Here is a 26,691-nt window from a genome sequence, read left to right as displayed (position 1 = left end):
CAGGACTAGGGTAAGTGGATAAAACCAAGAAAGGCCGCCGCAATGACTGCCATGACCCCGCGTCTGGATCGTCCCGGGTTCCTGCCTCGCCTGTCCTCCCGCCATGTGTCGCGTCCCCGCCTGAGTGCCCCCCTGATCGAGTCCCAGGCGCGGGTCCGCCTGCTCTGTGCGCCTGCCGGCAGTGGCAAGAGTGCGTTGCTTGCCGAATGCCTGCTGCAGGCACCCGCCGATTGTGGCGTTTGCTGGCTGCCGTTGGCCGGGGCCAGCCTGGCGACCGATGCCTTCTGCTCGGTACTGGCCGAGGCACTAGGCCTGGACGGCGCCTGGGATGAGCCGAGCCTGCTGGCACGCCTGGCGCGTTGGGCGACCCCGACCTGGATTTTCCTCGACGATTACTGCCGCCTGCCTGATCCGGCGCTGGACCAACTGCTCGACCGCCTGCTGGCGGTCAGCAGCCCGATGCTCAACTGGTGGCTGGGCGGACGGCGGCGCCCACACTGCAACTGGCCCCGACTGTTGCTCGAGGGCGAACTCCATGAGGTCGGTGCGGCACAACTGGCCTTCGAGCGCGGTGAAATCGAGCGTCTGGTGGTCAACCCGACGATCGCGGTATCGCCGCAATGCATCGAGCGGATCAGCCAGTACACCGGCGGTTGGTGCGCCGGAGTGCGGGTCGCGCTGCTGGAAGCGCCGGCCTGGATCGCCAATGACCCGGAGGCGGGCTCGCGGCGTTCGGCAACCCTGCTCGATTACCTGCAGCACGAGCTGTTCGATGTGCTGGCGCCCGAGCTGGCCGAGGCCTGGCGCGTGCTGGCGCATTTGCCGCGGTTCAACGCCGACCTCTGCGAGCACCTGTTCGGGGCGGGCGAGGGTGCCCAGTGGATGCGCACGCTGCAGGAACTGGGATGCTTCGTCGAACCCTGGGAGGACTCCACCGAATGGCTGCAGATCTTCGCGCCACTGACCCTGTTGCTGCGTGACGAGCCGTGGCCGGCCGCGCGCTCCTGGCATCGTCGTGCCTGCCAGTGGTTCAGTGCCCGGGGTGACTGGCAGGCGGCGGTGGAACAGGCCCTGGCCGCCGAAGAGTTGGAGGTCGCGGCGAGCCTGCTGCACAACTTCAGTTTCGACTACCTGTTCGAGGGGCAGAACGTCCCGCTGCTGTTGCATCTGCATGAGCAGCGCCCGGATGAGCTGCTGTTCGGCACGCCGCACCTGCTCGGCCTGATCACCACCGCGCTGCTGTTCGCCGGGCGTTTCGACGACGCGGCGCGCAGCATCGAACAGATGGCCCGCTTCGCTCCGCAACCGTCGGCGGCTGCGCAACGACAACTGGTGGCACGCTGGCAAGCCCAGCAGGGCTGGCTGTTGCATTTGCAGGGACGGGCCGGACCTGCCCGCGAGCATTTTCTCGACGCGCTCCAGGACCTGCCAGCGGTGGCCTGGCCGGCGCGGCTGTTCTGCCTGTCGGGGTTGACCCAGCAGGCCTTGCTCAACGGCGAACTGGAACAGGCTCATGCCTTGAGCCGGGAGGCCCTGTGCCTGGCCCGTGCACAAGGCTCGCTGTTGTTCGAGGCACTGCTGGAACTCGACCACGCGCAACTGCTGGAGCAGCGTGGTGCTCTGCATCGCAGTGAGGCATTGCTGGACGGCATCCAGGCACTGCTGGTGGCCAAGCATTACCTGACCGGGCCTCTACGCGGACGTGTGGCCCTGCGCCAGGGGCGTCTGGCCTTGCGCCAGGGCCGCGACCAGCAGGCCGCCGAGTACTTTCAGACCGGGCTCGATGAATGCCTGCGCTGCCATGATAAACGCGGCCTCTACGGTTTCCTCGGGTTGGCGCTGCTGGATGCCAACCACGGCAACTATCCTCAGGCTTTCGTGCGTCTGCGTGATGCCGAACGGCTGATGCAGCAGCGGCATATTCCGGATACGGTGTACCGGGCGGTGCTGTTGCTGATCAGCAGTCATTTCTGGCTGCAACAGGGGCGCCCCGAACTCGCGGATGAGGCGCTGACCCGAGTGTTGCGCCACTATCGCGGTCCGAACGCGGTGCAGGCGCCGCCCGCGACCCTGGAGTTGATCCCGCGGCTCGAATACCTGCTGGTGCTGGCCCAGGTCTATCAGCGCAAGCCTTGTTCTGCCCTGGAGTCCCTGGCGCAGCAACTGGAGCAGGCGCAACGCTGCGGCATGCAGGGCATCGAGACGGAGATTCGCCTGGCCTTGGCGGAAGTGGCCTTTCTGGAGGGGCAGATGAACCTGGCCAGGACGCATCTCGGCGAGGGGCTGGCGCTGGTCGGTCGCTGCAATCTGCAGCAGGCGTTGCGTGAACTGCGTCTGCGCCAGCCGGGGCTGTTACCGGCGCTGGGTGTCGAAGAGGAGCTGGTTGCCAGTGGCGACAACCCGTTGAGCCAGCGTGAACTGGAAGTGCTCAGGCTGATCGCCCAGGGCAGCTCCAACCTGCAGATTGCCGATCAGTTGTTCATCTCGCTGCATACGGTGAAAACCCATGCCCGCAGGATTCACAGCAAGCTCGGTGTCGAGCGGCGGACCCAGGCGGTGGCCAAGGCCAAGGCGTTGGGGCTGATGGGCTGAAACTGTCCAACTTTCAGGGGGCAGTCCAGTCACTGGCTTTTCTGGTAGCCCATCCGCCAACTGATCGCTTCGCTGGCCGCCAGCAGGCGCTTGGCCGCCGGGCCGTTTTCATCGGCGTGGAACAGCGACGTCGGGCCAACCACCGTCAACACTGCCACCACCTGTTCCAAGGCGTTGAACACCGGTGCCGACAGTGCATCGACCCCCGGCATCAGCAAACCATGGACGAAATGCAGCCCACGTTGGCGGATCTGTTCGCAGGTCGCGGTATAGGTGGCGGTATCGGCCAGCGGGTGCGGGTGTCCGGCCCTGAGCTCGGCTTCGCGCAGGTCGACCGTCTCGCGATCCGGCAGAAAGGCGTTGAACACCAGCCCGGTGGATGAACTGAGCAGTGGCAGCACCGAACCCAGTTGCGTCACCACCGTCACCGCGCGCACCGCCGGTTCGATATGCACCACGGTTGCGCCGTGATTGCCCCACACCGCCAGGAAGCAGCTTTCATTCAGGTCGTCGCGCAATTCCGCCAGGGGCATGGCGGCCACCTGCAGTACATCCATGCCATTCAGCGCCGCCAGGCCGACCCGCAGCGCCTCGCGCCCCAGGCCATAGTGGTTGGTGGCGGCGTTCTGCTCGGCGAAACCGCTGGCGATCAGTGCCTGCAGGTAACGGTGCACCTTGCTCGCCGGCATCTGCACGTGCTCGGCCAGGCGCGACAGTGAGGTACTGGGCGACAGCTCGGCGAGGGCCTTGAGGATGTCGGTGCCGACCTCGGCCGAGCGGACTTTCTGTTTGGCGTTGCTGTCGCTGCTGCGCGGCTTTTCCATGGAGGCGATGTGATCCCGAGACGAATGGGCGTCTTTATAGCTTGACGCGCACAGTCAATCAAATTACGTTTTGCATAATCGAGTTACGCAATTCATAATTCCAAGCCAATAAAAACAACCGACCTTGCTGTCTGTGCGTGATCGCGGAGGCTGGCACGGGTCCACTCCACCAGGAGGCTCCATGAACCTCGACGCGACGACGCTGGCCTATCAGTCCGGCTTCGGTAACGAATTCAGCAGCGAGGCGCTGCCCGGCGCGCTGCCGGTCGGCCAGAACTCACCGCAGAAAGCCCCCTACGGGCTCTACACCGAACTGTTGTCCGGCACCGCGTTCACCATGTCCCGCAGCGAAGCCCGGCGGACCTGGCTGTATCGCATCCAGCCTTCGGCCAATCACCCGGCGTTCGTCAAGCTCGAGCGGCAACTGGCTGGCGGCCCCTTGGGCGAGATCACGCCCAACCGCCTGCGCTGGAACCCGTTGCCGATTGCGCAGCAGCCCACGGATTTCATCGATGGCCTGGTAGGCATGGCCGCCAACTCGGCTGCGGAAAAACCGGCCGGCATCAGCATCTACAACTATTGCGCCAACCGTTCGATGGAGCGGGTGTTCTTCAACGCCGACGGCGAGCTGCTGCTGGTGCCCGAACAGGGGCGCCTGCGCATCGCCACCGAACTGGGCGTGCTGGAACTCGAACCGCTGGAAATCGCCGTGATCCCCCGAGGCATGAAATTCCGCGTCGAACTGCTCGATGCCCAGGCCCGTGGCTACGTCGCCGAGAACCACGGCGCGCCGCTGCGCTTGCCGGACCTCGGTCCTATTGGCAGCAACGGTCTGGCCAACCCGCGCGACTTCCTTGCGCCCGTGGCCCATTACGAAGACCACCGGCAGCCGACCACCCTGGTGCAGAAGTTCCTTGGCGAACTGTGGGGCTGCGAGCTGGATCATTCGCCGCTGAACGTGGTCGCCTGGCACGGCAACAACGTGCCGTACAAATACGACCTGCGGCGTTTCAATACCATCGGCACGGTCAGTTTCGACCACCCGGACCCATCGATTTTCACCGTATTGACCTCGCCGACCAGCGTGCCGGGCATGGCCAACCTCGACTTCGTGATCTTCCCGCCGCGCTGGATGGTGGCCGAGAACACCTTCCGTCCGCCATGGTTCCACCGCAACCTGATGAACGAGTTCATGGGGCTGATCCAGGGCGCCTACGATGCCAAGGCCGAAGGTTTCCTGCCGGGCGGCGCGTCCCTGCACAGTTGCATGAGCGCTCATGGGCCGGACGGCGAGACCTGCAGCAAGGCGATCGCCGCCGAACTGGCGCCGAGCAAGATCGACAACACCATGGCCTTCATGTTCGAGACCAGCCAGGTGCTGCGCCCGAGCCGCTTCGCCCTCGACTGCCCGCAGTTGCAGAACACTTACGACGTCTGTTGGGCGAGCCTGCCCAACACCTTCACCCCGGATCGGAGATAACCCATGACTCAACCCAACCTTGCGCGCAGCTGGGTCGCATCCGCCAACGGGCATGCCGATTTTCCGTTGCAGAACCTGCCGCTGGGCATCTTCAGCCAGCACGGATCGGCCCCACGCAGTGGCGTGGCGATCGGCGAACACATCTTCGACCTGCAGGCCGCGCTGGACATCGGCCTGTTCGATGGTGCGGCCAAGGCCGCGGTCGAAGCCACCCGTGGCGGCCAACTGAATGCCTTCTTCGAACTTGGCAGCAGCACGCGCCAGGCCTTGCGCCAGCGACTGCTGGAACTGTTCGAGGAAAACAGCAGCCTGCGTGGCCGCATCGAAGCCGAAGGGGCCAGGTTGCTACCGCTGGCGGCGGACTGCGTCATGCACCTGCCGGCAAGGATCGGCGACTACACCGACTTCTACGTCGGCATCGAACACGCGCAGAACGTCGGCAAGCTGTTCCGTCCCGACAATCCGCTGTTGCCCAACTACAAGCATGTGCCAATCGGCTATCACGGCCGCGCCTCGACCGTGCGCCCGTCCGGCACTGATGTACGCCGTCCCAAGGGCCAGACCCTGCCGGCTGGGCAGAGCGAGCCGGTGTTCGGCCCGTGCGCCCGGCTCGACTATGAGCTGGAACTGGGCATCTGGATTGGCCAGGGCAATGCCATGGGCGACTCGATCGCCATCGGCGAAGCGGCCGAGCACATCGCCGGCTATTGCCTGCTCAATGACTGGTCGGCGCGTGATGTGCAGGCCTGGGAATACCAGCCGCTGGGGCCGTTCCTGTCGAAGAGTTTCATCACCAGCGTCTCGCCCTGGGTGGTGACCGCCGAGGCCCTGGAACCGTTCCGCAAGCCTCAGCCGGCGCGTCCCGCTGGCGACCCGCAGCCGCTCCCGTACCTGCTCGACCAGCGGGACCAGGAAGCTGGCGCCTTCGATATCGAACTGGAAGTGCTGCTGCTGACCGAGGCCATGCGTGAACAGCAACTGCCGCCGCAACGCCTGACCTTGAGCAACACCCGCCATATGTACTGGACCGTGGCGCAGATGGTTGCGCACCACAGCGTCAACGGCTGCCAGTTGCAGGCCGGCGACCTGTTCGGTTCGGGCACCTTGTCCGGCCCTGAGGCCGGGCAGTTCGGCAGCCTGCTGGAGATCACCGAGGGCGGCAAGAAACCGGTGGAACTGCCCTCGGGCGAAGTGCGCCGCTTCCTCGAGGATGGCGACGAAATCATCCTGCGGGCCCGCTGCCGTCGCGAAGGTTTCGCTTCCATCGGGTTTGGCGAATGCCGCGGCAGGATCCTGCCGGCGCGTTGAGAGGAGCGAGCCATGGAGCTTTACACCTACTACCGTTCGACCTCGTCCTACCGGGTACGAATTGCCCTGGCGCTCAAGGGGCTGGACTACCACGCGCAGCCGGTCAACCTGATCGCGCCGGGCGGCGGTGAACATCGCCAGCCCGAATACCTGGCGCTCAATCCCCAGGGACGGGTGCCCGCACTGCGGACCGATGCCGGCCACCTGCTGACCCAGTCGCCGGCGATCATCGAGTTCCTGGAGGAGCGTTATCCCCAGGTGCCGCTGTTGTCCCGCGAACTGGCGACCCGGGCGCAGGAGCGGGCGGTGGCGGCGTTGATCGGTTGCGATATCCATCCGTTGCATAACGTCAGCGTACTCAACCAACTGCGTCAGTTGGGGCACGACGAACAGCAGGTGCAGGCGTGGATCGGACACTGGATCAGCCAGGGGCTGGCGGCGGTTGAACAATTGATCGGCGACATCGGTTACTGTTTCGGCAGCGAGCCGGGGCTTGCCGACGTCTACCTGATTCCGCAGTTGTACGCGGCGGAGCGCTTCAAGGTGGCGCTTGATGCCTACCCGCGTATCCGTCGGGTTGCGGCGCTGGCGCAGCAGCATCCGGCGTTTGCTCAGGCGCATCCGGCGAATCAGCCGGATACTCCGGCCTGAGGAGTGCCATCTGTGGGCCCCGATGTTCCTGATCGGGGCCTGCTTCATGCCTTCCAGTTTTTCTGGATGGATGTGGCATCGATCATTTCATAAATCCATTCATTGCCCACTTTGCGCTTCATGAACAACTTCAAGTCGACCAGGCCGCTCAATACCGCTGCCGCCGTGTTGTAGGCGCAACCGAGGTTGTCTTTCACGCCCGTGACGGTGAATTGCTGAGCCGTGCCGGATTTTGCGACATTGAAAACCACCCGCTGCTTTTCCGAGAGCTTCGCGTAGAGACCGGACTCGTACAGGAATGTGTTGAACCGGGTCATCGATTCGACGGTAGCCTCGTAGGTTTTCTTGAATTCTCCGATGGCACGGGTGATGACACGGCACTGGTAGTCAACGAAGTACGTAAGGTCCATGTCGTCCGTTTCGGTGTACAGGTAGCTCTTTCCATATTGGATCGGGGCAGCTTTGAGCAACGTGCTGATGGCGATGTAGCGGAAGGCCCCGAATCCCTTTTTGAACAGATACCAGTAGAACAACGACCTGGCGACTCGGCCGTTACCATCATGGAACGGATGCTCGAAACCTATCGCGAAGTGAAGAGTGATCGCCTTCACGAGCGGGTGAATGTAATTGAGATTGTTCATGTCCGAATGGTTGGTGTTGATCCATTCGCATATCAGACGAAGGCGTATAGCGAGATTTTTCGCAGGAGGTGGTTGGTGCACCACATCGCCCCTGCCATCCTCGATGACAATGTTGTCGTCATTCCTCAGTGCGCCGGGGTAGTAGTGTTCGTCGTCTATGCCTTCGACCCCGGCCTGATGTAGTTCTGTAATCAGCTCCAGCGAGAGTTCACGATCCCTGCACTCCCAGGCCAGCTTCATCATCTTGAAGTTGCCGATGATCATTTTTTCATCAGGCGTCCTGGGGCCCCGTGCCCGCTTCAACAGTTCCTTGGCCGCCTTTGTGGTGGTGGCTGCGCCTTCCAGTTGACTGCTGCTGATCGCTTCGTCTTCGATGAGATCCTTGAGCAGGTACTGCAGGTGCTTTTCCTCACCAATTTTCGAACACATCCATTCCAGGGCAGCGGTAGTCGTGTTCTGGTCGCAGGCGGAAATGGCGATATGCATTGCTGGTGTATGGAAAAGGGGACAATTGAGTGCCGGTTCGCCCAGCGAGACTGCTGTTCTCTGTTGTTTTTGGCGCTCGAACTTGACGATAGCCCAGGCCAGTTGTGGATCGACACCCTTGGGCAGGCGAAAACGGAGTTCGTCGAAATGCTGATAGCGTCCCTTGGAGTCGACTGCCTGGGCCAACTCCAAATACACCTCCACCATCTCCAAGTGCTGCTTGATGAGAGTTGCGAAAGGATTGTCTATCGGCGGTGGCGGAGCTTTGATCATGCTCATTTCAAAAAATCTCTAATTTGAAATGAGCATAGCGATGAGAGGGGTTCATTTCAATAAAGCGAAAAAATGAAATGTAACGTGCTGCTGAGCTTCTTCGCGACACAGGATGGCAATGGTCTTTGTGCAGAGGGCATCTCTCTAATGCATGACGGTATCCGGCGGCAGCCGCCCCAGCCGTTCTGTCAGACGCAGGCGTTGGATCGGGTCGTCACTGAGCAGCAGGGCCCGTTCCAGGTCGTGGCGCTCGGCGCGTGGACAGTCCAGTTTCTGGTACAGGCTGGCGCGGGCGAGGTAATCGCTGGCGTTGCCCTGGCCCAGTTCAAGCACTCGCTCGGCATCGCGCAGGCCGGCGAGGAAGTCGTCATTGGCCAGGTGCAACTGCCGCAGGTTGCGCGACAGGCGCTGGAGCATCTCCAGGGGTGTCGCGGTCTGCATGTGCTCGGCGCCCAGTTGCATGCCCGGGCCATATTGGCGGCTCAACAGCTCACGGCAATCGTTGGGATAGAGGCGGCGGCCGCCACAGGGGTCGAGCAGGTGATCGGCTCCAGGCACCCGCAGCAGGAAATGTCCGGGGAAGTTGATTCCGACCAGCGGGATTTCCAGGCCACGAGCCAGCTCCAGGGCGATCAGTGCCAGTACCAGTGGCTGCCCGCGACGACGTTGCAGAACCTTGTCTAGCAATGCCGCATGGGGCCGTAGCGGCGTGAATTCATCCTGCTGGAAACCCAGTTCGTTCATCCGCCGCAGCAGCGGTTGCGCCAGTTCGCTGACCGGCAGCATCGGCAACCCCGCGCTGACTCGTTGCTGCAGGTCCTTGAACTCGCGCAGCAGATGCTCGGGCTGGCACTTGGGATCATGTTCGGCGGCGATCCACAGGGCCGCTTCAAACACCGCAGGCGGTGTGCGCTCCAGGCAGGCAAAAAAGGCTTGGCGGGAATTCATCGAAATCTCCGGCAGAGATTCCGTTTTAGCGCCGTGGCGAGATTTCGTCCAGTGGCATCGATAGCCACCTTGGGTTATGCCATAACGCCTGCAACGCGCGCCGGCTTATTCCGCGGCACTTCGGCGTTTTTTACGGCGAAGCCTATACTCGCTGTGTACAAGAAGTGATCAGGGGGCTATTTGATGTTTGCTCTCATGCAAAGCACTCGCCTTGAATCGCTGCACCTCAGCGTCGACCCGGTGACCGGATTGAAGGCGGTGATTGCCATCCACAACCGTCGCCTGGGACCGGCGCTGGGTGGTTGTCGTTACCTGGCCTATCCTGACGACGAATCCGCCATGACCGATGCCATCCGCCTGGCCCAGGGCATGAGCTACAAGGCGGCCCTCGCCGGGCTGCCGGTGGGCGGCGGCAAGGCGGTGATCGTCCGTCCTGCCCATGTCGAAAGCCGGGCGGCACTGTTCGAGGCCTTCGGGCGTTGCATCGAGCAACTCGACGGCCGCTACATCACCGCGATCGACAGCGGCACCTCCATCGCCGACATGGATTGCATCGCCCAATACACCCGGCACGTCACCAGCACCACCAGTGCGGGCGACCCTTCGCCGTATGCGGCCCTGGGGGTATTCGCCGGCATTCGGGCCACGGCCATGGCGCGCCTTGGCAGCGACAATCTCGAAGGCTTGCGTGTAGCGGTGCAGGGGCTGGGCAATGTCGGTTATGCCCTGGCCGAACAGTTGCACGCAGTCGGTGCGGAACTGCTGGTCAGCGATAACGATCGGGGCAAGGTACAACTGGCGATGGAACAACTGGGCGCCCATCCGGTTTCGACCGAGGCGCTGATCAGTACGCCCTGCGATATCTTCGCGCCTTGTGGCCTGGGCAATATCCTGACCAGCCAGAGCGTGATGCAATTGCGTTGCGCGGCAGTGGCCGGCTCTGCCAATACGCAATTGACCAACCTGAACGTTGCCGATCAGTTGGAAAAGCGCGGCATTCTCTATGCGCCAGACTACGTGATCAATTCCGGAGGCTTGATCTACGTGGCTCTCAGGCACCATGGCGAGGAGCTGCCGAACATCACCGCGCACCTGTCACGGATTGCTGTGCGGCTGACCGAAGTCTTTGCCCATGCCCAGGCGGAAAAACGTTCGCCGGCGCGGGTAGCAGACGAGTTGGCGGAACGCCTGCTGTACCGCTGAGGCGCTTCGTTACTCGGCGTCCGCCGGGGCCGAAAGCAGCTCGGCCAATGCATCCGGTTGGCTCTTGAACGCCTTGGCAAATACATCGCGATTCTTCGCCATGTAGATACCGGCTTCTTCCACCTGCTGTTCGCTCAGCGAAGGTACGGCTTTTTGCAGGACTTCAGCCAGCAACTCGGCCAGTTCGAGCATTTTGTCATGACGATCAGCTTCGGCTTTATCCATGAACAAACGCTCCAGATCTCGGCTGCTGCGGTATACCACTTCGACGGCCATTTACCACCTCACATGCCTTCTCGATAGGTTGTCTTGTACGATTACTGTATTCATATACAGTGTTGAGAATAAGCCAATCCCGAAGGTTTGGATAGTGGCTTTTTAATGTAGACCGGTTTCAGGTTTTGTCAGGGCGCGTTCACCTTGTGGGAGCCGGCTTGCTGGCGATCCGCCGCATGGCGGCTATTCAGTAATATCCAGGACGCCTTTACAACCGCTCTCGCCAGCAAGCCGGCTCCCACAAGAAAAGCGGCGTGCCTCAAAGGCTGTGGCGACCATCTCATGGCAACTTCTGGCCTTTTTTCTGCATGGCATTGCCAGCAGTGAAACAGTCACCTTCAACCCGCATCATCCGATCAAGCCGATCTAAGGACCGCACCGTGAAAATCAATTGGGCCGAGAAACTGCGGCAAAACGTGCATCAGGTGGCCGAGTCCCTGGGCAACCTGTTCGTCGAGTCCTTCCATTACCTGGCGTTGTTCGCCATTGGCGGGGTTACCGCCTGGGCGGCGGTGATGGAGTTCCTGGTGATGATCGACGAGGGACACATCAAGATCGACGACATCCTGCTGCTGTTCATTTATCTCGAATTGGGCGCAATGGTCGGGATCTACTTCAAGACCAACCACATGCCGGTGCGCTTCCTGATCTACGTGGCGATTACCGCGTTGACCCGCCTGCTGATCTCCAACGTGTCGCACCACAACCCGCCGGACATGGGCGTGGTCTACCTGTCCGGGGCGATCCTGCTGCTGGCGTTCGCGATCCTGGTGGTGCGTTATGCCTCGTCGCAGTTCCCGTCGGTGAAGATCGAACACCCGCAACGCAAGGTCGGCGAGGGCTCCGCCGAACATCCGGAAGTGGAGAAGGGCGAGCTCTGAGCCCGCCCCTCAGGGTATGAAGTGGATCAGTTGATCCACATCCCCGCCCGCAGGTGCCAGCCATCGCTATGCTGTTCCCAGTGCGGGTGCACGTAGCGATAGCCGGGGCGCACCGGTTCCCAGTGACCGTGCATCGCCACATAGCGATGACCATCCCAATGCCAGTAGCCGCGGGCCCAGACGAAGCCCGGACGGTAGGCTGGCTCCACCTCGATGATTTGCTGCGGCGGCGGTTGTGGTGCCACCACCTCGACGTACCTGACTGGCGCCGGGCGTTCAACGATCACCGGGCGCTCACGTACCACCCGTTCCTGCACGCAGCCCGATGCGGCCGCTACAGCGATTGCCAATACGGCATAACGAAAAAACATCAGACCTCCTCGGATTCTTCCTGGCATGGCATGTCTGTAGTTGAACCTCAGGGCCGCGAATGGCGGCCGCTAGAATGGTTGTAACAGCATGTGTCTGTCCGTTGGCTGAATCCGCAGGCTCTTTGTTTCGTATCCTATGCCGTTTGTCGGGCGGGAGTGGAAGGTCTAGATCGCCACGTAGCGAAGCTCTGGCCGGGAGGCTTGCGCAGGGCGGGCCAGCAGCTTGAGGTTGTCGTCATCGGTCATGGCGGTGAGGATTTCCAGCGCGCTATGGCCCTGCTCGATGGCAATGCCGAACTGCACGCTCTGGATCAGGCGTTTCAGGCGCTGCGGATCGTTGCGTTGCGCCGGGCTGATCATTCGCTTGGCGACCACCCCGTCGGCATTGGACAGGGTCAACAGGATGCGGCCATCCAGGCCTTGCAAGCTCAGGTTGACCCGGTACTCGGGTTGGAACGCGTCGTTGATCAACTGAAAGGGATTGTCCATGGTTTTCACCGCTCTGATCGAAACATGCAGACATTGACTACCTGTGCTCCGGATTGGTTCGTTATTCCGGACCGTCGGCAGCCCGGCGGTACTGGCCTCATGCCGTAACCGTCGAACTCATGAATGACGAAGCAAGCCCTGTGCCGATTCGAGGGCAGGGCGTTCGAGAGAGCGAGGAAAGTTGATCCGTGCCGTGTTTCCGAGGGGTGTTGTATCAGGAAATTACAGCATCGAGCCCTGACCCAATTCCCGACCATACCAGTGCTTTTGCGGCTTGTCCGGCTTTTTTGTCGGAAAAAAATTATCTTTTCAAAGGGCTTGAATTGTTTTTCCAGCTGCCCAACTCTGTAACCAAGAGGCGACGTTTCGCACTGCCTCCAGCGGTGCGGCGAACCTCTTGCGAGCTAGCTGAAATAAGGGAAGAACTATGCAAATCCAAGTCAATAGTGATAACCATATTCAAAGCAGCAACCGACTGGAGGAGTGGGTACGTACTACCGTTGAGAGCACGCTCGAACGCTACGAAGACGACCTGACCCGCGTCGAGGTCCACCTTGGGGATGAGAACGGCGAAAAGCCCGGCCCCCACGATATTCGTTGCCAGATCGAAGCCCGGCCAAAGGGCCGCCAACCGATTTCCGTCACCCATAAGGCCGATACGCTGGAACAGGCGATCGACGGGGCGTCCAGCAAGCTGGAACATGCATTGGAACACCTGTTCGGCAAACTGGCGGCCAAGCGCGCCGCAGTGGTCAGGGGCGAGCGCCGTGACCTGGGAGATGCCCTTCTGGAAGAGGAATTTGAAGAAAAAGAGCGCGTACGCCTGGCCGCCAATGGCTGATCGTCAGCGCTGAAGAAAAACGGGCCTGCATTTGCAGGCCCTTTTTTTGCGGCGTAATCGGGAATCAGAACGCCACGGAGGTTTGCAGGTACACCGTACGCGGCTCACCCACGTACTTGCCCTTGTTGTTGTCGTCGAACGAGCGGGTGAAGTACTGGTGGTTGAAGATGTTCTTCACCCCCACCGCGACGTTCAGGTCCGACAGTTGCGGGCCGAAGTCGTAGGCCGCGCGGCTGCTGAACAGCATGTAGCCGGGGATCCGCCCGGTGCTGCCGTCGGCACTCTCGGCCGAGGTGTTGGCGTTGTCGGCGAACTGGCTGCTCTGGTAGCTGCTGTCCAGGTTCAGCTTCCACGGGCCTTCGGTGTAACCGATCCCCAGGGTGCCCTTGTGCTTGGAGGAGAACGGCACGCGGTTGCCCTTGTTCGGTCCGTCTTCGCGGATGGTCGCGTCGACGTAGGCATAGGTCGCGTAGACATCGAAGCCCGCCAGCGCCGGGCTCAGCCCGTCCAGGGCATATTTGACGCTGGTTTCGATGCCCTGGTGACGGGTCTCGCCACGGGCAATCACCGTGTCGTTGGTCTGGTTGCTGTCGTACTGGTTGTCGAAGTTGATCAGGAACGCACCGATTTCCGCACGCAGGTTGCCGTTGTCGTAGCGGGTACCGATTTCCCAGGTCCGGGCCTTCTCCGGTTTCACCTCGCCGCCGGCGACCCGGTTGGGCATCTGGCTGTACTGCACGCTGCCGAACGAACCCTCGGTGTTGGCGTAGAGGTTCCAGCTTTCATTCAGGTGATACAGCACGTTCAGGGCGGGCAGGGCGGTGTTGTAGTTGCCCTGGTATTTCACGTGGGTCAGGTTGTTGTTCTGCTGGGTGTTGATCATCTCGTAGCGGATGCCGGGAGTGAAGGTCCACTTGCCGATATCGATGCGGTCATCGATGAAGAATGCATGGGCCTCGGTGGCGCCACGGGTATCGCGGTCGTTGCGGCTGTTGGTGTCGGGAAAGACCTGGTTGGTCGCGATCGGCGTGCGATAGCGCAGTTCATGCCCGGCTTCGTTGATGTAGCGGTAGCCGACGCCCAGCTCGTGCACCGTGTCGCCGAGGTCGAAGCCCTGGCTGAAGCGGGTTTCCACACCACGCACCCAGTACTCGCGGGGGGACAGGGAAAGGAAGGTGCCCTGGTCCAGGTAACCGCTGCGCAGGGTCTTGGTGAAGAAACTGTTCACGGTGAATTCACGGCGATCCTGCTGGTAGCGGTAGCCGAAGTCGAACATCGTCCGCCGGCCCCAGAAGCTGTCCTTCAGGCGGGTCGACTGGTACGGGTCGGCCTCATAGGCGGCGCTGCTCAGGCCGCCGGGCATGTCGGCCTTGCCTTCGTAATACTGGGCCATGGCGGTGAAGCTGTTGGCGTCGTCGAGCTGGTACTTGCCCTTGAGGATCAGGTCGTCGATCTCGGTATCGCTATGTTCGCGCCAGTCGCTGCCGCGTGTGCCGGAGTACAGCAGGGCACCGCCGAGGCCGTTGTCGGCGGTGCCGCCGGCCAGCAGGTTGCCGGTGCGCTTGAAGCCGTCCTGGGTGGAGGATGGGCTGACTTCGGTCTGGAAACCGCCCTTGACGGTCGGAGCATCTGGAATCGCGCGGGTCACGAAGTTGACGATGCCACCGACGTTCTGTGGACCGTAGCGTACCGCGCCGCCACCACGGACCACGTCGACCGCATCCATGTTGCCCATGCTTATCGGAGCGAATGACAGTTGCGGCTGGCCGTAGGGTGCGAACGGTACCGGGATGCCGTCCATCAGCACGGTCGAGCGCGAGGCCAACCGTGGATTGAGGCCGCGGATACCGAAGTTGAGCGCCATGTCATGGCTGCCGGTACCGTTGTTTTCCGGGGCGTTGACGCCGGGGATGCGATTGAGCACATCGCGTGCCTGGGTGGCGCCCTGGCGTTCGAACTCTTCGCGACGGATCACGTCACGGGCGCCAGGGTGCTCGAAGACATTGGCTTGTTCGGCGGAGCCGAGCCAGTCGCCGACCACGGTCGAGGTACCCAGCTCCAGTGTCGTCTGACCGGCAGCAGCGGTGGCCGGTTGCAGGCTGAAAGCGTTGTTGCCTTCATCGCGGGCTTGCAGGCCGGTGCCTTCGAGCAGGGCGGCGAGCCCATCGGCGGTGCTGTAGTTTCCGTCCAGGCCATGGCTTTGCAGGTTGCCGGTGACTTGGGAACCGAAGGAAATCAGCACGCCGGACTGGCGTCCGAACTGGTTGAGGGCATTTTCCAGCGAGGTCGGCGCGATCTGGTAATGCCGGGCCGGGGCTTCATCGGCGAAGGCCAGGCTCCCCAGGCTCAGGCTGGCGCCGAGCAGCAGGAAACGCAGGGAGCGGGCGACGGGCGTGAGACGGGACGGTTGAGAGGGCATGGGGGATCCTGAGAAGTGAGGTCAAGGTGGCTTTCCTTCTCTGTCACGCGACACTGGAAAAACGGCTCACTCTTTTTCGATTATTTTTTGCGGCAGCTTCAGGCTCGCGCTTCGACGTTGATCCAGTAGCGGGTGAACCGCCGTATCCGCACCGGCAGGCTGATTTCCAGCAGGTCGAGAATGCGCTCGCTGTCGTCCAGCGGGTAGCTGCCGGAAATCAGCAGGTTCGCCACCTGGGGATCGCAGTGCAGTTGTCCGCGCCGATAGCGAGCCAGTTCATCGAGGAAGTCCGCCAGGCGCATATGGGCGGCCACCAGCATGCCTTCGGTCCAGGCGCCGCTGCCGGCCTCGACGGCTTGCGGTGCCTCCCAGCCCTGGCGGCTGAAGCGCAGCTGCTGGTTCTTCGGCAGCCGCAGCGGCGCGCCGCTCCAATCGGTGGGGCGCACTTCGACCTGTCCATCGAGCACCGCCAACAGCGTGTGATCGCGTCCTTGCCGGACGTCGATCCGCGCCTCTTGCATGCGGGTTATGCCCTGGCCGGTAGCGAGCAGCAGTGGCCGGTTGTCCGCCGCTGCGGTCAGCAGGATCTGCCCTTCGAGCAGGCGGACCAGCCGTTGCCCGGCATCGAAACGCACATCGACGGCACTGCCGGTATTGAGCTGCAATTGGCTGCCGTCGGCCAGTTGTACCTTGCGCCGTTGTCCGACCGAAGTGCGGTAGTCGGCCAATAGCGGCACAAGCGGATTGTGCTCGCGAAAGCCCCAGCCCAGTGCTGAACCGGCGCCCAACAGCAACAGAAGCTTGAGCGCCTGGCGCCGGCCCTGGCTGCGTGGTGCATTCAGCGCGGCATGTGCCAGCGGCGAGGACAGCCCGCGCAGTCGTTGATTGACCCGCTGGATATGCTCCCACGCCCGCTGGTGCTCACTATGGGCGGCCAGCCATTGCTGCAGGGCCTGCTGCCGGCGCGGGTCGAGCGGGCCATCCTGGATTTCCATCAGCCAGTGCACCGCCTGCTCGGCGACCTGGCTGGAAAAGTCCGCCGGGCCTGGCATCGACGACCTCACAGGGCGAAGTAGCAGCGCATCGCTGCCTTGGTCAGGTGCCGCTTGACGGTGGCGATCGAGATGCCCAGTTCGGTAGCGATGGCGCCATGGCCCAGGCCGTCGACCTGGGACAGCAGGAACGCACGTTTTACCTGGCGGGGCAGGCCGTCGAGCAACTGGTCCAGCTCGACCAGGGTCTGCAGGATGATTGCCTTCTCTTCCTCGGACGGGGCGAGCAACTGCGGGAACTGCGCCAGGGTTTCCAGGTAGGCGCGTTCCAGATCCTGGCGTCGGTAATGGTTGAACAGCACGCGCTTGGCGATGGTTGTCAGGAATGCGCGGGGCTCGATGATCTGCGGCGTTTCCCGCGCTGCCAGCACCTTGATAAAGGTGTCCTGGGCCAGGTCCGCGGCATTTTCCGGGCAGCCGAGCCGTCGCCGCAACCAGCCGGTGAGCCAGCCGTGGTGGGCGTGATAGAGGACTTCGACGGTCTGTGCGTGGGGCACCGCTGGCACTCCGGCAACTGCTGTGGATGCGTAAGAGAACAAGAATTGTTCGCATTGTAAGGTCCGGCCACGTCATTCGGCAATCCACCCCGACCCGCGGCGCTGGAGATATTCGTCGGCGTCTTTTGCGTATGAGAATATTTATCATTAATATTGCGCGATTGTTCGCAGTCGGGTGTCGCTGCTTTCCTCGAGTTCCTGTCACCCATTTCCTCGTGCTTCCAAGGTTGGTCCATGAAAAGCAGCACCGGCGGGCTGTCCGTCTCCTATCGTCTGGCCGTCACGTCACGGGTATTTGCCGCGCTGCTGGGCGGCTACGGGCTGGCTTCGCTGGCGAGCGTGTGCCTGGCACTCTGGTTGCCGATGGCGAAGGTGGATGCGGTGGTCAGCGGCATGATGCTGTCGTTCCTGGTCTACCTGCTGGCGGTGATCTGGTGCTTTGCCTGCCGTAGCGCCTGGCGGGCCTGGCTTGGCCTGCTGCTGCCCGCGGCGCTGTTCGGCGTGCCGGCGCTGCTGCAGTGGATGGCCCGCCCATGAAGGAAGGCTTCCGCCAGGCCATGGCCTGGTTGCACACCTGGACTGGATTGGTTTTCGGCTGGCTGCTGTTCGCGATTTTCCTGACTGGCACGCTGTCCTATTTCAAGGATGAGATCAGCCTGTGGATGCAGCCGGAGATCCATGCCCAGGCGGCTGACGGCAAGGCCAGCGCCGAGCTGGCCAGGGCCTACCTGTCGCGCGAGGCGCCGAATGCCTCGCGCTGGTACATCGAGCTGCCGGATGCCCGCGAGCCGGTGTTGTCGTTGGCATGGCTGGTTCCGGGCGAGGAGGATTTCCGCCAGAAGCGCCTGGACCCGAACACGGGCGCCGAACTGCAGGCCCGCGATACCCGTGGTGGCGAGTTCTTCTATCGTTTTCACTTCCAGTTGCAGATGCCCTACCCATGGGGGCGCTGGCTGGCGACGGCGGCGGCGATGCTGATGTTCGTCGCGCTGATCAGCGGGATCATCACCCACAAGAAAATCTTCAAGGACTTCTTTACCTTCCGCCCGCGCAAGGGCCAGCGCAGTTGGCTCGATGGGCATAACGCGGTGGGTGTGCTGGTGTTGCCGTTCCACCTGATGATCACCTACAGCAGCCTGGTGATCTTCATGACGATGGTCATGCCGGCGGGTATCCGGGCCAGCTATGACACGCCGGGGGCATTCTTCAGCGAGGTCTATCCCTCGGCCGACCTTCCGGAGCCGTCCGGCCAGCCCGGCACGCTCGCGGCATTTGCGCCGATGTTCGACAAGGCCGCTGCGCAATGGGGCGGGGCGCAGATCGGCAGCGTGGATGTGAGCAACCCAAGTGATGGTAATGCCACGGTAACGCTGGAGCGGCGCAGTGGCGAGGGGATCGCCCATGACCCGAGCGCCGAGGTGGTTTTCCAGGGCACGACGGGTGTGCAGACCAGCGCAGAGCCGCATCCCGGCCTGCCATTACGGATTGCCGGCACCTTCTATGGCTTGCACATGGGGCACTTCGCCGGACCCTTGTTGCGCTGGCTGTACTTTGCCTGTGGCCTGGCCGGCACGGCGATGATCGGCACCGGGCTGGTGATCTGGCTGGGCAAGCGCCGGCTCAAGCATGCCAAGAGCGGTGTGCTGCCATTCGAGTTGCGCTTGGTGGAGGTCCTGAACATTGCCGGCATGGCCGGGCTGGTGCTGGCGGTGGCGGCTTTCTTCTGGGCCAACCGCTTGCTGCCGGTGGACGCTGCCGGGCGCTCGGGCTGGGAAGTGAAGAGCTTCTTCATCGCCTGGGGCCTGATGCTGTTGCACGCTGCCGTGCGCCCCGGCCGGCGCGCCTGGGTCGAGCAACTGGGCCTGGCTGCGCTGCTGTTTGCCGGTGTGCCGCTGCTCGATTGGCTGAGCACCGGCAGCGGGCTGGCGAGCTATCTGCTGCAGGGACGCTGGACCCTGGCCGGCTTCGACCTGGCCTGCCTGGGCAGTGGCCTGTTCCTGGCCTGGGCGGCTTGGAGGATGCAGCGGGGCGCTCGCCCGGAGGCTGTTTCCCTACCTCGCACGGATCGCGCCCGTCCAACTGCTGGCGCAGTCCTTGAAACCGAGGTGAGCTGATGTTGCTGGTTCTGCTGCTGTGTTATGCGGGATTCGCCGCCCTGTGCCTGTCGATGGATCGGCATCATCGCGACTGGCTCGGCCGTGCCGCCTCGCCCCGCCGCCGGCTGGGCCTGCGATTGCTTGGCTGGGCCCTGCTGGCGCTCTCGCCGTGGCCAGCGGTTGCCCGTGACGGCTGGGGCCTGGGTTTGGTGCAGTGGTGCGCGCTGCTAATGTGCAGCGCCTTGCTTCTGGTGCTGCTGTTGCCCTATCGCCCGCGCCTGGCACTCGGGTTGGCGGCGTTGGGCCTGCTGTCCACGCCGGTGGCCGCAGTGGTGTTGTCGTGAACCTGATGGTGACGCCGCCCGAATCACCGGAAGCCAACGAGCTGGACAGCAGCGCCGGACGCGCGCATTTCCTGCGGGTATTCCTCTCCCAGCGCTCGCAGATGGAAGCGCTGGTCAGCCGACGGGTCGGTTGCCGGGCGACGGCGGCCGACCTGGTGCAGGACCTGTTCCTGCGTTTCTGGCGCCGACCGCTGGTGCAGGTGGAGGAACTGAGCACCTATCTGTTGCGCTGTGCCGGCAACATTGCCATCGACCATTTGCGCAGCGAGGGCGCCCGCGTGCGAGTCAATGAGGGCTGGCTGCCCGAGCAGCAGACCGAGAGTCTCGCGCCCGAGGCGGCGCTGGAAGCCGGTAACGATCTGCGCCATGTCGAGGCGGCATTGCGGGCACTGCCGGAGCGTACGCGGCAGATTTTCCTGCTGAACCGGATCCATGGGCGCAAATACGCCGATATCGCCAAGGCCATGGACCTGTCCCAAAGTGCCGTGGAAAAACATATGATGCGCGCCCTCGAAGCCTGCAAGGCCAGCCTTCGTGATCCCCAGACTCCGCGCACGCCAGGGAATGCACCGAAATGAACAGTTCCAGCGTCCAGGTGACGCCCGATCAGGAACAGGCCGCGCTGGCCTGGTTGAGCCGGCTGCACGACCAGTCGAGCGGAACCGACCAGACCCTGTTCAGCCGTTGGCTGCAGGCCGATCCGGCCCATGCCGAGGCCTATGCCCAGGCCCAGGTACTGTGGGAACTCAGCGAGGTGCCGGCCAGCCGCCTGGCCGAGGAAGAGGCTTTTGCCCTGCAGGGATTGCTCAGGGCCATGGATCGTCCGCGTCGTAGTGCGCTGCGGCGCTGGTCCGCGCCGTTGGCGATGGCTGCCTGCCTGTTGCTGATGATTGCCGTCGGTGCCGGTTGGCAGCCGCAGCGCTGGCTCGACGACCTGGGGGCGGACTATGTGTCGGCACCGGGGCAGGTGCGTACGGTGACTCTGGCCGATCGTTCCGAGGTGACCCTGGACACCGACAGCGCCATCGCCGTGGACTTCAGCGGTGGCGAGCGGCATGTGCGGTTACGTCGTGGCTCGGCGTTCTTCAGTGTCAGCCACACCGGCGAGCCGTTCGTGGTGGACGCCAAGGGCGGTGAAGCACGGGTGCTGGGGACCCAGTTCGAAGTCCGTCTGCAGGACGAGGGGGCGCGGGTCACCGTGCTGTCTGGCCGAGTTGGCGTCACGCCGCGCAAGGGCGCCGCACAACAGGTGCTTACCGCCAACCAGCAACAGGCTTATGCCGGCGGCACGGCGCAGCCGCTGCATGCGGTGGACAGCGAGCTGCAACTGGCCTGGCGCCAGGGCTGGCTGAACTACTCCAAGGCCTCGCTGGCCGAGGTGGTCGATGACCTGCGGCGCTATTACCCAGGCCGTATCCTGCTGTTCAACGACGCCCTGGCGGCGCGCCGGGTCAGCGGCAGTTTCCCGAATAAAGATCCGCAGGCGGTGCTGGATTCGCTGCAAGGCGTGCTGGGTTTCGAGCAGCACAATCTGCTCGGCCGGGTCATCGTTTTACGCTGATTGATTCTGGCCTGAAAATATTTTCAAAAAAGAGATGAGGTAAACCCGAACGCGATCCGTGTAGTGGGTGAAAGTACGATGCATTCGCATTAATGACGTATCCATACGCGGGTCTCAAGCATGAAGTCCAGGGCAAAATCGGTGGCAGGAAATTCGGTCAAACAGTGGCTCGGCGCATCCGCCCTGGCGGTTTCGGGGCTGGCCCTGCTGCCGTTGAGCGTTGCCCAGGCGGCAGAGGCGAGCACGCAGTACAGCACGCTCTTCAACTTTTCCATCGCCGCCAAGCCGCTGCCCCAGGCCCTGAACGACTTCAGCCGGGTTACCGGCTTGAGCGTGGTCTACACCGATGAAGCGCCGTACGGCCTGCAGGCCCCTGCGGTCAGCGGCCAATTGAGTGCTGAACAGGCCATGCAGCGGCTGCTGGGCAACTCCGGTTTCACCTTCCGTCGTACCGATGCCCACACCCTGGCCCTCGAGCCGCTGCCGACCGAAGGTGCGTTGAACCTCGGCGCTACCACCATCAATGGCAACCGTCCCGTCGAGGGCGGCGGTACCAGCTACCAGCCACCGCAACTCACCTCGATTGCCCGCTCCAGTGCCTCGCTGCAGGAGATCCCGCAGACCATCAACGTGGTCCCGGCCCAGGTCATCCGCGACCAGACCCCGCGTAACCTGGATGACGCGCTGAGGAACATCAGCGGTATCACCCAGGCCAACACCCTCGGTAGCACCCAGGATGCGGTGATGATCCGTGGTTTCGGCGACAACCGTAACGGTTCGATCATGCGCGACAGCATGCCGCTGGTGCAGGGCCGGGCCCTGAACGCCACCACTGAACGCGTCGAAGTGCTCAAGGGCCCAGCGTCGCTGCTGTACGGTATCCAGGATCCGGGCGGGGTGGTCAACCTGGTCAGCAAGAAACCCCAGCTGGAGCAGTACAACGCGGTGACGATTCGTGGCTCCAGTTACGGTTCGGGGAAGAATGGCAGCGGCGGCAGCCTCGACAGCACCGGGGCGATCGGCGACAGCGACCTGGCCTACCGGATGATCGTCGACCATGAAGACGAGGATTACTGGCGCAATTACGGTACCCATCGCGAGACCCTGATCGCGCCGTCCCTGGCCTGGTTCGGCGACAACACCAAGCTGTTGTTCGCCTACGAGCACCGTGAGTTCCTCACCCCGTTCGACCGCGGCACCGCTATCGATCCAAAGACCAACCACCCGCTGGATATCCCGGCCGAGCGTCGCCTGGACGAGCCGTTCAACAACATGGAAGGCCGCTCCGACCTCTACCATTTCGAGGCCGACCACGACCTCAACGACAACTGGAAAGCCCATTTCGGCTATAGCTGGAACCGCGAGACCTACGACGCCAGCCAGGTGCGTACCGCCTCGGTCAACGCCAACGGTACCCTGACCCGCAGCATGGACGGTACCCAGGGTGCGCTGACCACCGACCGTTTCACCACCGCCAGCCTCGAAGGCAAGGTCCAGCTCGCCGGCATGCAGCATGACCTGGTGTTCGGCCTCGACGACGAGTACCGCAAGGTCTACCGTGCCGACCTGATCCGCCAGAGCCAGCGCAGCGCCTTCAATTACCTCGATCCGGTGTACGGTCGTGAAGTGGCCGGTTCCACCGTCAGTGCCAAGGACAGCGCCCAGACCGACCTGCTGCGCAGCGACGCGGCCTTCCTGCAGGACTCGATCCACCTCGATGACCAGTGGATACTGGTTGCTGGTGGCCGCTTCGAGACCTTCGACGAATATGCCGGCAAGGGTCGACCGTTCCAAGTCAATACCAACACCAACGGGCAGAAGTTCTCGCCGCGCTACGGCCTGGTCTACCGCTACACCAATGAACTGTCGTTCTATGGCAGCTACACCGAGTCCTTCAAACCCAACTCGACCATCGCCCCGCTGGTCACCACCGGTACCCAGCGCCTGGTCCTCGACGGCTCGATCGAGCCGGAAGAGTCCAAGTCCTGGGAACTGGGCGCGAAGCTCGACATGCCGGGGCGCGTGACCGCCACTGCGGCGCTGTTCGATATCCACAAGCGCAACGTGCTGGTGACTGTCGCCGAAGGCCTGACCAACGTCTACAGCGTCGCCGGTGAAGTGCGTTCCCGTGGGCTGGAGATGGATGTCAGTGGCCAGTTGAGCGATCACTGGAGCGTCATCGGCAGCTATGCCTACACCGATGCCGAGGTGACCAAGGACGCCAACTACCAGGGTAACGACCTGCAGAACGTGGCAAAGAACAGCGGCTCGCTGTCGGCGGTCTACGACTTCGGCACCATTGTCGGTGGCGACCAGTTGCGCGTCGGTGCCGGTGCCCGCTACGTTGGCGAGCGTGCCGGTGATGCGGCCAACACCTTCGAGCTGCCGGGCTACACCGTGGCCGACGTCTTCGCGACCTACGACACCAGGGTCGAAGGGCAGAAGGTCAAGTTCCAGTTCAACGTGAAGAACCTGTTCGACAAGACCTACTACACCTCGGCGGCCAGTCGGGTCTTCGTCTCCATGGGGGACGCGCGGCAGGTTTCGCTGTCCAGCACCCTGGAGTTCTGAGGGGCCTGGTCCAGGCCTGATGAATACCCCGGCAGGATTCAGCGGTACTTTCCCGGTGTCCTCCCGGGTACCTTAACGGCAGCTGTCTGATCGCCTCATGTCCCGGGAAAGCCGGCTATCCTGCATGGATTCCCGGGGCACTGTTACCGCATAATTCCCCTTGTGGGCTCGATAAGTACCTTTTTCCTGTGTGCCTCGTTGAGTGATGGGCCGCGCCTTGCAGCGCGGCTCTTCTGTATGTGTGTCAGTTGAAGTTGGGGCATTGGATGAATTGGCTACAAGGTTTCACCGGCAGGGGCGTCGTGGTCGTCTTCTGTGCGTTGCTCGGCGCCTGTTCCAGCAAGGCCCCGCCAGCACCCGAGCCGGTTCGCACGGTTATCCTGCAGGCGGCGCAGTTGCCGCTGCCGCTGCCTCGTTCGAATTTTTGCGCCGGCCTCGACAACACCCTGCGCAGTCCGGTGATGCAAGGGGCGGTGACCTCGCTGGTGGTGCGCGAGGCCGGTAGCGGCAAGCTGGTCTGTGAGTACAACGCGCAAAGCCGGCTGGTGCCGGCCTCCAGCCTGAAACTGGTGACCACGGCGGCGGCGATGGATGTGCTGGGTGCCGACTTCCGTTTCTCCACCACCGTATTGACCACCGGTGTGCAGCAGGGTGGACTGCTGGTCGGCGACCTGTACCTGCGCGGCAGCGGTGACCCGAGCATGCGCCAGGAAGATTACCAGGCCCTGGCGGCAGACCTGGCCCGCAAGGGCATCACCCGCGTGCGTGGCCGGCTGATCCTCGATGACACGGCATTCGACCGCCAGCGGCTCGGGCTCGACTGGGATCCGGCGGACGAACAGCAGTATTTCGCCGCGCAGATTTCCGCGCTGAGCGTGTCGCCGAATGCCGACTTCGATGCCGGTTCGATCCTGGTCAACGTGCGCGCCGCAGGCGTACGCCAGCCACCGCGTATCAGCTTTACCCCGGAGAACCGCTACATGAGCCTGGCCAACCGCGCGACGACCGGCCGCGGTGGTCCACTGGTGGTCAGCCGGGTGTCCGGCAGCAACCTGCTGCAGATCAGCGGTGCCTTGCCCAAGGGCGCGGAGCGTGTGGTGCAGGTCACTGTCTGGGAGCCGACCGGGCTGGTGGCCGATGTGTTCCGCACGGCGTTGCTCCAGCGCGGCATCGTCGTCGAAGGCGCCAGCGTGCTCGGATTGGCCACGCCCGTCCAGGCCCGACCGCTGGTAGAGCATCAGTCGGCGGCGCTGGCGGATCTGATGGCGCCGTTGCTCAAGTTGTCGAACAACAACATGGCCGAAACCCTGCTCAAGGCCATGGGCCGCAAGACCGCCAATGCCGGTACGGCAGTGGCGGGGGCGGCGGCGGTGAGTGGGTTCCTGCAACGCCAGGGCGTATCGCCCGCCGGTCTGCAGCAGTTCGACGGTTCCGGGTTGTCGCGGCGTAACCAGATTTCGGCGCGGGCCCTCAGCGACCTGTTGCTGGCGGTGCGCAACCGGCCCTGGTTCAACGCCTGGTATGCGGCCTTGCCGGTGGCCGGCAATCCCGAGCGGATGGTCGGTGGCACGATGCGCAAGCGCCTGCGGGGGACGGTGGCGGCCAACAACGTGCACGCCAAGACTGGCAGCATGCGGGGTGTGTCGTCCCTGGCCGGTTATGTCACCAGTGGCACCGGGCAACCGCTGGTGTTCGCCATGCTGACCAACAACTACCGGGTGGGTGGCTGGGCGATCAAGGACATCGAGAACCAGGTGGTGACGGCGCTGGCCAACAAGACCGATTGAGCCTGATCTCCTGTGGATTGAGCCTGGTCTTCTGGGATTGACCCTCATCCCCTGTGGCGAGCTGGCTTGCCCGCGCTCGGCGGCGAAGCCGTCGTAGACCCTCTGCCGCGCTCCCCCTGGTGTACGCGGTGGCAGGTCTTGGGGCTGCGTTGTAGCCCAGCGGGGCGGTGCGGTGTCCCGACAAGCCCCCTCGCCACAATATGGCGAAGAGGATGCTACAGGAACGCCTGTCGGTACTGGCCCGGCGTGGCTCCCAATGCCTGGCGAAACCGATTGGTGAAATGGCTGGCGCTGGCGAAACCACACGCCAGGGCAATTTCCCCGAGCGGCTCGGCGCTGCCACGCAGCAGCGTCCGGGCCCGGTCCAGCCGCCGTGCCAGGACATACTGGTGGGGCGGCAGGCCGAAGCTGTGGCGGAACATCCGCGCAAAGTGATATTCGGACAACGCACATAGCCCGGCCAGTTCAGCCAGGCTCAACGGCTGCTCCAGCCGGTGGTCGATGTAGTCCACCAGCAGGCGCCGCTGATGCGCGGCCAGCCCACCTTTGAGCCGCAGCCCCTGGCGCAGGCCGACCTGGTTGAGCAGGGCATGGTCGAGCAAGTCATGGGCCAGGCTGCTGCCGAGCAGGCGCTCCGCCGGCTCGTCCCAGTTCAGTTCGATCAGTTGGTGAAAGCGCCGGGCTTGCTGCGGGTCTTCGAGAAAGGTGTGTTCCTGCAATTGCAGTCCCCGCGGTTCGCGGTCCAGCAGGGTCACGCAGCCAAGGGCGAACTGCTCCGGGCTGAAGTAAAGGTGTGCCAGGCGGATGCTGCCGTTGATCACCCAGCCGGACTGGTGTTCGGCGGGCAGGACGCACAGCTTGCCCGGGCCGCCCTTGGTATCGGGGCGATCGCGGCGAAAGGTACCGGTACCACCGTCCAGGTAGCAGGATAGGGTGTGATGGCCCGGCGCCTCGTAGTCCTGGGCGTCGTGACGGTTGCTCCAGACGGCGGCTGCCAACCCGTCCCCCAGGTCGGCGCTCTGTTCCAGGCGCGAGTTGGGCGAGCGGTTGAGGGCTTGAAAGACTTGCAGTGTATCCGGTGCGGACATGGTCTGTTCTCC

Annotated in this window: 24 protein-coding genes; 14 read left to right on the top strand and 10 right to left on the bottom strand. The window is 63.3% G+C overall.

The annotated features are described in order from the left end of the window. The first annotated feature begins 42 nt into the window (after positions 1–42). On the top strand, positions 43–2,592 hold the full coding sequence (locus AC6I6U_RS31480; RefSeq protein ID WP_497879822.1) for a LuxR C-terminal-related transcriptional regulator: 2,550 nt from the start codon (positions 43–45) through the stop codon (positions 2,590–2,592). A gap of 29 nt (positions 2,593–2,621) precedes the next feature. On the opposite strand, the gene AC6I6U_RS31475 is transcribed toward AC6I6U_RS31480, so the two are convergent. Next, complete coding sequence (locus tag AC6I6U_RS31475; RefSeq protein ID WP_497879821.1) at positions 2,622–3,416, bottom strand: IclR family transcriptional regulator; 795 nt, start codon at positions 3,414–3,416, stop codon at positions 2,622–2,624. A 181-nt stretch (positions 3,417–3,597) separates the two neighbouring features. On the opposite strand from AC6I6U_RS31475, the gene hmgA reads away from it, so the two are divergent. Genes hmgA through maiA form a run of 3 tightly spaced genes read left to right on the top strand, consistent with a single transcriptional unit; the run spans position 3,598 to position 6,855 of the window. Continuing rightward, positions 3,598–4,896 (top strand): homogentisate 1,2-dioxygenase, encoded by a 1,299-nt coding sequence (hmgA, locus tag AC6I6U_RS31470; protein WP_497879820.1) that lies wholly within the window; start codon positions 3,598–3,600, stop codon positions 4,894–4,896. Positions 4,897–4,899: 3 nt separating this feature from the next. Continuing rightward, a complete protein-coding gene (fahA, locus tag AC6I6U_RS31465) occupies positions 4,900–6,204 on the top strand; it encodes a fumarylacetoacetase (protein ID WP_497879819.1) in 1,305 nt (434 codons plus the stop codon). A 12-nt stretch (positions 6,205–6,216) separates the two neighbouring features. Beyond that, the gene (gene maiA / locus AC6I6U_RS31460) at positions 6,217–6,855 is read left to right on the top strand and encodes a maleylacetoacetate isomerase (protein ID WP_497879818.1); all 639 of its coding nucleotides are present in this window, start codon (positions 6,217–6,219) and stop codon (positions 6,853–6,855) included. A 44-nt stretch (positions 6,856–6,899) separates the two neighbouring features. On the opposite strand, the gene AC6I6U_RS31455 is transcribed toward maiA, so the two are convergent. Both AC6I6U_RS31455 and AC6I6U_RS31450 read right to left on the bottom strand, forming a co-directional pair. Continuing rightward, positions 6,900–8,255, bottom strand: coding sequence for a Fic family protein (locus AC6I6U_RS31455; protein ID WP_497883148.1), 1,356 nt, complete (start codon positions 8,253–8,255; stop codon positions 6,900–6,902). A 144-nt stretch (positions 8,256–8,399) separates the two neighbouring features. Further along, positions 8,400–9,203 (bottom strand): SirB1 family protein, encoded by an 804-nt coding sequence (locus tag AC6I6U_RS31450; protein ID WP_497879817.1) that lies wholly within the window; start codon positions 9,201–9,203, stop codon positions 8,400–8,402. Between the two features lie 183 nt (positions 9,204–9,386). Here AC6I6U_RS31450 and AC6I6U_RS31445 point away from each other — a divergent pair, with 183 nt between their 5' ends. Then, a complete protein-coding gene (locus tag AC6I6U_RS31445; protein WP_497879816.1) occupies positions 9,387–10,406 on the top strand; it encodes a Leu/Phe/Val dehydrogenase in 1,020 nt (339 codons plus the stop codon). A gap of 9 nt (positions 10,407–10,415) precedes the next feature. Here the strand turns inward: AC6I6U_RS31445 and AC6I6U_RS31440 are convergent, their stop codons facing one another. After that, positions 10,416–10,682, bottom strand: a complete 267-nt coding sequence (locus AC6I6U_RS31440; RefSeq protein ID WP_010445169.1) for a YebG family protein — start codon at positions 10,680–10,682, stop codon at positions 10,416–10,418. Between the two features lie 380 nt (positions 10,683–11,062). Here AC6I6U_RS31440 and AC6I6U_RS31435 point away from each other — a divergent pair, with 380 nt between their 5' ends. After that, positions 11,063–11,563, top strand: a complete 501-nt coding sequence (locus tag AC6I6U_RS31435; RefSeq protein ID WP_497879815.1) for a phosphate-starvation-inducible protein PsiE — start codon at positions 11,063–11,065, stop codon at positions 11,561–11,563. 26 nt (positions 11,564–11,589) lie between these two features. On the opposite strand, the gene AC6I6U_RS31430 is transcribed toward AC6I6U_RS31435, so the two are convergent. Next, a complete protein-coding gene (locus tag AC6I6U_RS31430; RefSeq protein WP_497879814.1) occupies positions 11,590–11,934 on the bottom strand; it encodes a YXWGXW repeat-containing protein in 345 nt (114 codons plus the stop codon). 165 nt (positions 11,935–12,099) lie between these two features. Continuing rightward, positions 12,100–12,423: a DUF3509 domain-containing protein gene (locus AC6I6U_RS31425; RefSeq protein WP_497879813.1), complete on the bottom strand. Its 324-nt coding sequence runs from the start codon at positions 12,421–12,423 to the stop codon at positions 12,100–12,102. 427 nt (positions 12,424–12,850) lie between these two features. On the opposite strand from AC6I6U_RS31425, the gene AC6I6U_RS31420 reads away from it, so the two are divergent. Next, a complete protein-coding gene (locus AC6I6U_RS31420; protein WP_497879812.1) occupies positions 12,851–13,264 on the top strand; it encodes an HPF/RaiA family ribosome-associated protein in 414 nt (137 codons plus the stop codon). Between the two features lie 64 nt (positions 13,265–13,328). Here the strand turns inward: AC6I6U_RS31420 and fecA are convergent, their stop codons facing one another. The 3 genes from fecA to AC6I6U_RS31405 form a co-directional block, all read right to left on the bottom strand. After that, positions 13,329–15,683: a TonB-dependent Fe(3+) dicitrate receptor FecA gene (gene fecA, locus AC6I6U_RS31415; RefSeq protein ID WP_497879811.1), complete on the bottom strand. Its 2,355-nt coding sequence runs from the start codon at positions 15,681–15,683 to the stop codon at positions 13,329–13,331. Positions 15,684–15,781: 98 nt separating this feature from the next. Then, positions 15,782–16,735, bottom strand: coding sequence for a FecR domain-containing protein (locus tag AC6I6U_RS31410; RefSeq protein ID WP_497879810.1), 954 nt, complete (start codon positions 16,733–16,735; stop codon positions 15,782–15,784). An 8-nt stretch (positions 16,736–16,743) separates the two neighbouring features. Next, positions 16,744–17,232: a sigma-70 family RNA polymerase sigma factor gene (locus AC6I6U_RS31405; RefSeq protein WP_497879809.1), complete on the bottom strand. Its 489-nt coding sequence runs from the start codon at positions 17,230–17,232 to the stop codon at positions 16,744–16,746. 234 nt (positions 17,233–17,466) lie between these two features. On the opposite strand from AC6I6U_RS31405, the gene AC6I6U_RS31400 reads away from it, so the two are divergent. The 7 genes from AC6I6U_RS31400 to dacB all read left to right on the top strand — a co-directional run bounded on the left by AC6I6U_RS31400 (position 17,467) and on the right by dacB (position 25,591). Continuing rightward, complete coding sequence (locus tag AC6I6U_RS31400) at positions 17,467–17,769, top strand: DUF3649 domain-containing protein (protein ID WP_497879808.1); 303 nt, start codon at positions 17,467–17,469, stop codon at positions 17,767–17,769. Beyond that, positions 17,766–19,346 (top strand): PepSY-associated TM helix domain-containing protein, encoded by a 1,581-nt coding sequence (locus AC6I6U_RS31395; protein WP_497879807.1) that lies wholly within the window; start codon positions 17,766–17,768, stop codon positions 19,344–19,346. The genes AC6I6U_RS31400 and AC6I6U_RS31395 overlap by 4 nt, the downstream gene beginning before the upstream one ends. Next, complete coding sequence (locus AC6I6U_RS31390; protein ID WP_497879806.1) at positions 19,346–19,672, top strand: DUF3325 domain-containing protein; 327 nt, start codon at positions 19,346–19,348, stop codon at positions 19,670–19,672. Before AC6I6U_RS31395 ends, AC6I6U_RS31390 begins: the two co-directional genes overlap by 1 nt. A 2-nt stretch (positions 19,673–19,674) precedes the next feature. Continuing rightward, the gene (locus AC6I6U_RS31385; RefSeq protein WP_497883147.1) at positions 19,675–20,250 is read left to right on the top strand and encodes an RNA polymerase sigma factor; all 576 of its coding nucleotides are present in this window, start codon (positions 19,675–19,677) and stop codon (positions 20,248–20,250) included. Then, on the top strand, positions 20,247–21,233 hold the full coding sequence (locus AC6I6U_RS31380) for a FecR family protein (protein ID WP_497879805.1): 987 nt from the start codon (positions 20,247–20,249) through the stop codon (positions 21,231–21,233). Before AC6I6U_RS31385 ends, AC6I6U_RS31380 begins: the two co-directional genes overlap by 4 nt. A 120-nt stretch (positions 21,234–21,353) precedes the next feature. Continuing rightward, complete coding sequence (locus AC6I6U_RS31375) at positions 21,354–23,804, top strand: TonB-dependent siderophore receptor (RefSeq protein WP_497879804.1); 2,451 nt, start codon at positions 21,354–21,356, stop codon at positions 23,802–23,804. 266 nt (positions 23,805–24,070) lie between these two features. Then, a complete protein-coding gene (gene dacB / locus AC6I6U_RS31370) occupies positions 24,071–25,591 on the top strand; it encodes a D-alanyl-D-alanine carboxypeptidase/D-alanyl-D-alanine endopeptidase (RefSeq protein ID WP_497879803.1) in 1,521 nt (506 codons plus the stop codon). 215 nt (positions 25,592–25,806) lie between these two features. On the opposite strand, the gene AC6I6U_RS31365 is transcribed toward dacB, so the two are convergent. Next, positions 25,807–26,679 carry a helix-turn-helix domain-containing protein gene (locus AC6I6U_RS31365; RefSeq protein ID WP_497883146.1) on the bottom strand — a complete coding sequence of 291 codons (873 nt, stop codon included), beginning with the start codon at positions 26,677–26,679 and terminating at the stop codon, positions 25,807–25,809. Between the last annotated feature and the right edge of the window lie 12 nt (positions 26,680–26,691).

Source organism: Pseudomonas sp. UTLPPB19802, from assembly GCF_059730225.1.
The sequence above is the reverse complement of the archived record's forward strand: the minus strand, read 5'-3'. Positions and strand labels throughout refer to the sequence as shown.

What these genes read in the sequence shown, in the direction of transcription:
- AC6I6U_RS31480 (WP_497879822.1), top strand. Translation starts at nt 43, where the DNA reads ATGACTGCCATGACCCCGCGTCTGGATCGTCCCGGGTTCCTGCCTCGC.
- AC6I6U_RS31475 (WP_497879821.1), bottom strand. Translation starts at nt 3,416, where the DNA reads ATGGAAAAGCCGCGCAGCAGCGACAGCAACGCCAAACAGAAAGTCCGC.
- hmgA (WP_497879820.1), top strand. Translation starts at nt 3,598, where the DNA reads ATGAACCTCGACGCGACGACGCTGGCCTATCAGTCCGGCTTCGGTAAC.
- fahA (WP_497879819.1), top strand. Translation starts at nt 4,900, where the DNA reads ATGACTCAACCCAACCTTGCGCGCAGCTGGGTCGCATCCGCCAACGGG.
- maiA (WP_497879818.1), top strand. Translation starts at nt 6,217, where the DNA reads ATGGAGCTTTACACCTACTACCGTTCGACCTCGTCCTACCGGGTACGA.
- AC6I6U_RS31455 (WP_497883148.1), bottom strand. Translation starts at nt 8,255, where the DNA reads ATGATCAAAGCTCCGCCACCGCCGATAGACAATCCTTTCGCAACTCTC.
- AC6I6U_RS31450 (WP_497879817.1), bottom strand. Translation starts at nt 9,203, where the DNA reads ATGAATTCCCGCCAAGCCTTTTTTGCCTGCCTGGAGCGCACACCGCCT.
- AC6I6U_RS31445 (WP_497879816.1), top strand. Translation starts at nt 9,387, where the DNA reads ATGTTTGCTCTCATGCAAAGCACTCGCCTTGAATCGCTGCACCTCAGC.
- AC6I6U_RS31440 (WP_010445169.1), bottom strand. Translation starts at nt 10,682, where the DNA reads ATGGCCGTCGAAGTGGTATACCGCAGCAGCCGAGATCTGGAGCGTTTG.
- AC6I6U_RS31430 (WP_497879814.1), bottom strand. Translation starts at nt 11,934, where the DNA reads ATGTTTTTTCGTTATGCCGTATTGGCAATCGCTGTAGCGGCCGCATCG.
- AC6I6U_RS31425 (WP_497879813.1), bottom strand. Translation starts at nt 12,423, where the DNA reads ATGGACAATCCCTTTCAGTTGATCAACGACGCGTTCCAACCCGAGTAC.
- AC6I6U_RS31420 (WP_497879812.1), top strand. Translation starts at nt 12,851, where the DNA reads ATGCAAATCCAAGTCAATAGTGATAACCATATTCAAAGCAGCAACCGA.
- fecA (WP_497879811.1), bottom strand. Translation starts at nt 15,683, where the DNA reads ATGCCCTCTCAACCGTCCCGTCTCACGCCCGTCGCCCGCTCCCTGCGT.
- AC6I6U_RS31410 (WP_497879810.1), bottom strand. Translation starts at nt 16,735, where the DNA reads ATGCCAGGCCCGGCGGACTTTTCCAGCCAGGTCGCCGAGCAGGCGGTG.
- AC6I6U_RS31400 (WP_497879808.1), top strand. Translation starts at nt 17,467, where the DNA reads ATGAAAAGCAGCACCGGCGGGCTGTCCGTCTCCTATCGTCTGGCCGTC.
- AC6I6U_RS31395 (WP_497879807.1), top strand. Translation starts at nt 17,766, where the DNA reads ATGAAGGAAGGCTTCCGCCAGGCCATGGCCTGGTTGCACACCTGGACT.
- AC6I6U_RS31390 (WP_497879806.1), top strand. Translation starts at nt 19,346, where the DNA reads ATGTTGCTGGTTCTGCTGCTGTGTTATGCGGGATTCGCCGCCCTGTGC.
- AC6I6U_RS31380 (WP_497879805.1), top strand. Translation starts at nt 20,247, where the DNA reads ATGAACAGTTCCAGCGTCCAGGTGACGCCCGATCAGGAACAGGCCGCG.
- AC6I6U_RS31375 (WP_497879804.1), top strand. Translation starts at nt 21,354, where the DNA reads ATGAAGTCCAGGGCAAAATCGGTGGCAGGAAATTCGGTCAAACAGTGG.
- dacB (WP_497879803.1), top strand. Translation starts at nt 24,071, where the DNA reads ATGAATTGGCTACAAGGTTTCACCGGCAGGGGCGTCGTGGTCGTCTTC.
- AC6I6U_RS31365 (WP_497883146.1), bottom strand. Translation starts at nt 26,679, where the DNA reads ATGTCCGCACCGGATACACTGCAAGTCTTTCAAGCCCTCAACCGCTCG.